The following is a 6,769-nucleotide window of genomic DNA, read 5'->3' as shown; positions in this document are numbered from 1 at the left end:
TCGTCATTTACTTAAAATTAAAAATTGCTTAACACTCACATAATATTGTTGTCCTACAATGAATTTGTGTTCGAAAGAAAATGAATTCGAAAAGTGATAATCCAAATGGGGGTACAAGACATGGTTATGAAAAAAGGTATTAAATTTTCTTTAGCAGCTTTAGTGGTAGCAGGAGCATTAGTTGGTTGTGGGAAAGCAGAAGATACAACTAGTAAAGAAACTGCTAAAGGAAGCGATAATACAAAACAAGAATTATCAGGTACGATTGCAGCGGCTGGTTCTACAGCTCTTCTACCTCTTGCGGAGGAAGCTGGAAAGAAATTCATGGAGAAAAATTCAAAAGTTTCTATTCAAGTTCAAGGTGGCGGTAGTGGAACTGGGATTAACCAAGTAGCATCTGGTGCAGTACAAATTGGTAATTCAGATGTTCCGTCCGGAGATAAAATAAAAGATGCTGAAAAGGCGAAAGAATTAGTAGATAACAAGGTAGCGGGTATTGCATTCGCTCTTGTCGTAAATAAAGATGTAAAAGTTGATAACTTAACAATGCAACAAGTACAAGATATCTTCACTGGAAAAGTAACAAACTGGAAAGAAGTAGGCGGAAAAGATGAAAAAATCAATGTAATTAACCGTCCGGCTTCATCTGGTACACGTGCTACATTTGAAAAAACGATTATGAAAGACGCGAAAATTAATGATGGAACTGGTACAACACAAGATTCTAACGGTGCAGTAGAGCAAGCGATTAACTCTACTCCTGGTTCGGTGAGTTATTTAGCAATGTCTTACATGGTCGGCGAGAAAAAAGGCGCACTACAAACAGTGAAAATTGATGGTGCTGAACCGAAAGTTGAAAACATTGCGTCTGGTAAATATCCATTCTGGTCTTACGAATATATGGTAACAAAAGGTGAAGCGAAGGAAGCAACAAAAGCTTACATCGATTATGTAAAAGGTAAAGATTTTGAAAAGCAAGTAGAAGATATGGGCTACATTCCAATGTCTAAATTAAATAAGTAATAAAATTTTATGGGGCTGGCTGCAAGGCCAGTCCTGTTCATTTCAATCTGTGAAGTGGGGTCTGTCCTGTGATGAAGGGGAAAAAACAAATTAATTACGTAAAAAGTGAATATATAGGAAGATCACTTGTTACGTTTTGTGGTATTTTTATTGTTTTAATTACATTAGCTATTATTGCGTTTATTTGTGGGAAAGGTATTCAATCTTTTACACAAAGTGGTATCTCATTTACTGAGATGTTAACATCGACAAAATGGAACCCAAATGCTGATCAAGGATCCTTCGGGGCTTTAATTTTCATTGTAGGTTCAACGGTGGTTTCGTTAGGTGCGGTTATTATTAGTGCACCAATTGCTATAGCTCTTGCTATATTCATGAATTTAATTTCGCCAAAGTTTGGAAATAAAGTATTGAAGCCTGTTCTAGAATTGTTAGTTGGTATTCCTTCGGTTGTATACGGATTATTAGGTGTTACGATTTTAGTACCACTATTACGTGATTCGTTTGGGGGAGTAGGCTTTAGTTTAATTGCAGGTATTGTTGTATTAAGTATTATGATTTTACCTACTATTGCTAGTATCGCTTCTGATGCAATACGTTCTGTTCCATTTGATTATTTAGAAGCTTCTTATGGTCTAGGATCAACGAAATGGCAAGCGATTAGCCGAGTAATTGTTCCTGCTGCGAAGAAAGGGATTTTAACAGGTGTTGTTTTAGGTTTAGCGCGTGCTTTTGGTGAAGCGCTAGCGGTTCAAATGGTAATCGGGAATACGATTAAATTACCAGAAGGAATATATAGTCCGACAGCGACGTTAACTGGTATTTTAACAATGGACATGACGAATACATTGAACGGAACTGCTTGGAACAATGCGCTATGGACTTTAGCGATGATTTTACTTGTTATTTCATTCCTGTTTATTTTAGTAATTCGAGCGATTGGGCAAAGAGGTGAGCGATAATAATGAATGCAAGAACGGTAAATAAAGTTTGGACAGGTATCTTTTATGCGGTTGCAGCTTTAGTTGTAGCTTTGCTAGTGTTCTTAGTATTTGAAATTTTACAAAAGGGATGGGGATTTTGGGATCCTAATTTCTTGTTTGGAGAACCAAGCAATACAAGAGCTGGTGGTGGGATTGGTCCGCAGTTATTCAATTCCTTCTACATGCTTGTTATAACGCTTATTATATCTATTCCTCTTGGATTAGGTGCTGGAATATATTTAGCAGAGTACGCAAAACAAGGACGTTTTTTAAATTTTGTTCGTCTATGTATAGAGACGATGGCGTCTTTACCTTCTATTGTTGTTGGTTTATTTGGTTTGTTAGTGTTCGTTACAATGACAGGTTGGGGATACACAGTAATGGGTGGTGCTCTTGCTTTAACTATTTTAAATTTACCAGGTTTAACGCGTGTTTGTGAAAATGCGATTTCAGAAGTTCCTCATAATGTAAAAGAGGCAAGTCTTGGATTAGGTGCAACGAAGTGGCAAACAATCGCTCGTATTATTATCCCATCGTCATTACCACAAATTATTACAGGGATTATTTTAGCGGCGGGTCGTATATTTGGGGAAGCGGCAGCATTAATTTACACAGCGGGTTTAACATCCCCGATTTTAAATTCAGCAGCGGATTTATCAAGTCCTGCGCATCCTTTAAATCCGTTTAGACCAGCTGAAACATTAGCGGTTCACATTTGGAAATTAAATTCTGAAGGAGTTATTCCAGATGCGAAGTTGATTGCGACAAAATCTGCAGCTGTATTAATTATTATGGTATTACTATTCAATGTTATTTCACGCTTGATAGCATCTATATTACACAAGCGCTTTACAGGAACGAAAAGAAAAAGTAAAACGACGAAAAAGGTAAAAGCGGCATAAATTATAAAGAAGAACTCTCTATTTATAGGTAGGGGGTTCTTTTGTATTTTAATATAGAAGGAATGGATGTAATGATTGTTGAATTTGTGATTAATTATAAAGAAGAACAGATGTAATTTGGATTGTGGATTCTAGTAAACCTATAGAGCAATATGTGGAAAAAATGATGGATTTTATGAATAAATAGAGAGAAGGCGTTATCTTCATTTGTGAAGGTAACGCCTTTTGTTTTTAAATATCAGGTGTTTCTGTAGAAGTGCTTATTTTCCTGCGGGAGCGTCTTTTTCTCCCGATTTTATCTAATAGTTCATACATAACTGGAACGACTACTAATGTAAGAGCAGTTGAGACTGCCAAACCGCCGATGACGACGACGGCTAAACTTTTTGATACCATACTTCCTGCTTGGGATTGGCCAAATAGGAGTGGGAGCATAGCAACGATTGTTGTAATAGCTGTCATAATAATTGGGCGTAGTCTAGTAGAACCTGCTTCAAGTAAGGCTTCTCTAGTTTCCATTCCGTGTTCCCGATTTTGTTGGACTCTTTCTATTAATACAATAGCGTTTGTAACAACAATCCCGATTAACATTAATGCGCCGATCAAGGAATTTACATCAACAGGTGTTCGTGAAATGATTAATCCTAAAATACCACCGACAGCAGCTAACGGTAAGGAGAATAGGATTGCAAAAGGAGCACGTGCTTGCCCGAAGGTGATAACCATAATTAAATATACAATCCCGATTGCAATCCCCATAATTTTGAATAAATCTGTAAAATTCTCTTGCATAGATTCAGTAGCTCCTGCGATATTTACTTTTGCACCACTAGGTAAATCTAAGTCAGTCATCGCTTTATTTACTGCTGTGTTTACTTTACTCAAATCTTCATTTGAAGCTTCGGCTGTAATTTGGATTGTTTCTTTTCCGTCTTTATGGAAAATTTCTGTTTGCGTTTGTTTTTCTGAAATAGTTGCGATGTCTTTTAAAGGTATTGGTCCATTAATAGGTGATAGTATGTTTGTATTTAAAATATCTTCTTGTTTATTAATGTTTTCTTTTTTGTGTTCTATCATAATAGTAGCTTTTTCATTATTAATTGTAATTTCGCCAATAGGTGATTTCTTCATAAGGAATGCTACTTGTTGCGCAGCTATTTCTGGTGTTAAACCTAGTTGTTCAGCCCTTGTTTGATCAATATGAATTTGCCATTCTTTTTTAGAGTCTTCTAAATTTGTTTTTACTTTAGAAAGATCATCCATGCTTTTTAGTTTTGTTTCAACGATAGTAGCCGCCTCTTTTAAATCCGCTTCGTTAGTAGCTGTTACGTTAAATTGTAAGTTATTGCCGCCGCCAGAGCTTGAATAACTTGTTTTTATATAATCAAGTTCAGCAGGCTCAAAAGTTTTATTTTCCTTTTTTAACTCTTTAATATATTGATCAATATCAGAACCTTTTTTAAAGACTACGAATATACTAGCGAGGTTATTTTTAGTTGTTTGCCCCCATTGTGCATCTTCTGCGCTAGATCCCATTCGTAAAATAACGTCTGTTATATCTGAATTAGAAAGTAATTTCTTTTCAAAATCAAATGCTTTTTGTTTTTGAGATTCAGCATTATAATCGGCTGGAAATGTCATGTTAATAGATAACATTGTGTCGTCTTCAGATTTTATGTTTGCTTTCGGTAGTAATATATAAGCTGCAATTGATCCTACAAATAATAAAAATGCAGTAAGTAGAATAATGAATTTATGAGAAAGAGCCCACTTTAATGTAGCGACATATCGTGATGAAGAACTTGGCTTTCGATGCTTTGTTTTTTTGAGTAGTAAAAAAGCCATAAGTGGAACAACTGTTAGTGCAACGATTAAGGATGATAGTATAGAATATACAACTGCTAATACCATAGGTAACATTAATTTTCCGATTGCTCCCGATACGAGGCCGATAGGTAAAAAAACAGCGACCGTTGTTAAAGTAGAAGAAGTAATTGCGACTGCGACTTCTTTCGTTGCATCGAGAATGATATCTTTAGAGAAAGAATCTTTTTGTAAACGGCGGAAAATATTCTCGATGACAACGATACTATCATCGACGAGACGTCCAACCGCAACAGCTAAACCACCGAGGGTTAAAATGTTAAGCGTAATGTTAGATTGATGTAGTAAAAAGAGTGTTAATAAAATAGATAATGGAATACTGACAACAGCGATGAGTGTTGTTCGGAAGTTACGTAAAAAGATTAAGATAATTAGAGTTGCAGCGATTGCTCCAAGTATTACTTCTTTTCCCATGCTAGTAACAGCATTTTCAACTTGTTCATGGGTTGAAGCCAAAAGTTTAATAGAAAATTGATCTTTATATTCCTTATCTATCTCTTTAACTTTTTTATCAATCTCTTTTCCAATGGCAACTGCATTTTTACTCGGTTCTTTCATGATGATTAATCCTGTGCCTTCTTCTCCGTTTATATGTGAGATTGTATCGTAGTGTTGTTTAATTTCAATTTGAGCAATGTCTTGCAATTTCACTTGGGGTGCCACAGTGATGTTTTTAATGTCATTTACATTTTTTATGTCCCCAATGACGCGGAGGTTGTATTCTTCCTGATTAACAGTAATTGCCCCAGCTGGAGTAGAAGTTTCTTTTCCTTGTAAAACAGTTAGTACCTGCTGTGATGTTACGTTTTTGTTTTTTAATTGGTTCGGATCAAGTACGATAGATAATTCAGAGGTGGATTTTCCGAAAAACATAACGTTGGCAACACCATCAATGTTTTCGAGTTGTGGTACGATTTCTTTTTCGATTTGTTTTTCATCTGCTTTTGAAAAACCGTTTTGTTTCTGGATAGTAATTTGAGCGAGTGGAATCATAGAAGTGTTTAATTGACTAACTACGGGCTTGGTTACATCTTTAGGTAATTTAATTGTATTGACGGCTTTTTCGACTTCGCGTGCTGCATCTTTCATGTTTGCTTTTGATGTATACGCAATGTCGATACGTGATAATCCCTCGTATGTAGAAGAAGTAATGGTGTCGACGTGTTCTAAATTGCGAAATTGTTTTTCGAGAGGATCAGTTACATCCTTTGTCATCGTTTCAGCGTCGAGTCCTTGAGATAAGGTTGTGACGGTAATTGCCGGATTGTCGATACTTGGTAAAAATTCCATAGGTAATTTAGAGCCGGAATAAACACCGAGTATGGAAATGAGAAAGATCATGATGATAATGGCAGCTCGGTTTTTTAATGAAAACTTTGTTAACCTATCCATAAAATAATTCCTCCATTGGTTTATTTATAGTTGAGTGCGTCCTTTCTTACTATATAACAAAAAATGGATATTTTTCATTAATTAAATGTAAAAAAATTCTAACAATATCCTTAAGTTTATATTAGGATTGGAATGTTGTTAATTTGTAGGGGGAATTTTTGGATGAGAAGGAAGGGGATAATGCGTGCGAGTGGCTGTTTAATGTAGATGGGATTTTTTCTTACGGCTAATTTGTATAGTTATTTTATAGAAGGATAATTATTATAAACCTTAATATAGAAGAGAATGAAAATTTGGGAAGGTATTGTGAAATTCAATTTGGTTGAATGAAGTGTAGTAGTATACAATCAGAATAACTATTTTTAGTAGAGAGGATAATAGTTATTTCTATAGAAGAAAGATAGGGTAGATAATTTTTTTATATTTTTATAAAAAAACACTTGTTATTTAAAAAGTGTGATGGTATATTAATAAACGTCGCTGATGCGGAAACGCAGAAAACGACAAAAAAGAAATTTTAAAACTTAGTTGACATCGAAAAATGAAGATGTTAATATGATGAAGTCGCTTCTGAAGCGGCGGACA

General features: G+C 35.3%; 4 protein-coding genes. 3 read left to right on the top strand and 1 reads right to left on the bottom strand.

All coding sequences use genetic code 11. The features are described 5' to 3' along the window. Positions 1 to 120 precede the first annotated feature (120 nt). The 3 genes from ACQGSG_RS25015 (at position 121) to pstA (ending at position 2,908) form a co-directional block, all read left to right on the top strand. A complete protein-coding gene (locus ACQGSG_RS25015) occupies positions 121 to 1,023 on the top strand; it encodes a phosphate ABC transporter substrate-binding protein PstS family protein (protein WP_000245109.1) in 903 nt (300 codons plus the stop codon). 71 nt (positions 1,024 to 1,094) lie between these two features. After that, the gene (pstC, locus tag ACQGSG_RS25010) at positions 1,095 to 1,985 is read left to right on the top strand and encodes a phosphate ABC transporter permease subunit PstC (protein ID WP_000676676.1); all 891 of its coding nucleotides are present in this window, start codon (positions 1,095 to 1,097) and stop codon (positions 1,983 to 1,985) included. 2 nt (positions 1,986 to 1,987) lie between these two features. After that, positions 1,988 to 2,908 (top strand): phosphate ABC transporter permease PstA, encoded by a 921-nt coding sequence (pstA, locus tag ACQGSG_RS25005; RefSeq protein ID WP_000994140.1) that lies wholly within the window; start codon positions 1,988 to 1,990, stop codon positions 2,906 to 2,908. Between the two features lie 231 nt (positions 2,909 to 3,139). Here pstA and ACQGSG_RS25000 read toward each other — a convergent pair whose 3' ends face one another. Beyond that, positions 3,140 to 6,184: an efflux RND transporter permease subunit gene (locus ACQGSG_RS25000; protein WP_325842768.1), complete on the bottom strand. Its 3,045-nt coding sequence runs from the start codon at positions 6,182 to 6,184 to the stop codon at positions 3,140 to 3,142. Positions 6,185 to 6,769 lie beyond the last annotated feature (585 nt).

The organism is Bacillus sp. GMa5/1 (genome assembly GCF_050172015.1).
GTDB classification, from domain to species: Bacteria; Bacillota; Bacilli; order Bacillales; family Bacillaceae_G; genus Bacillus_A; species Bacillus_A cereus.
Note: the sequence above shows the minus strand (reverse complement) of the source record. Positions and strands in the feature narration are given on the sequence as shown.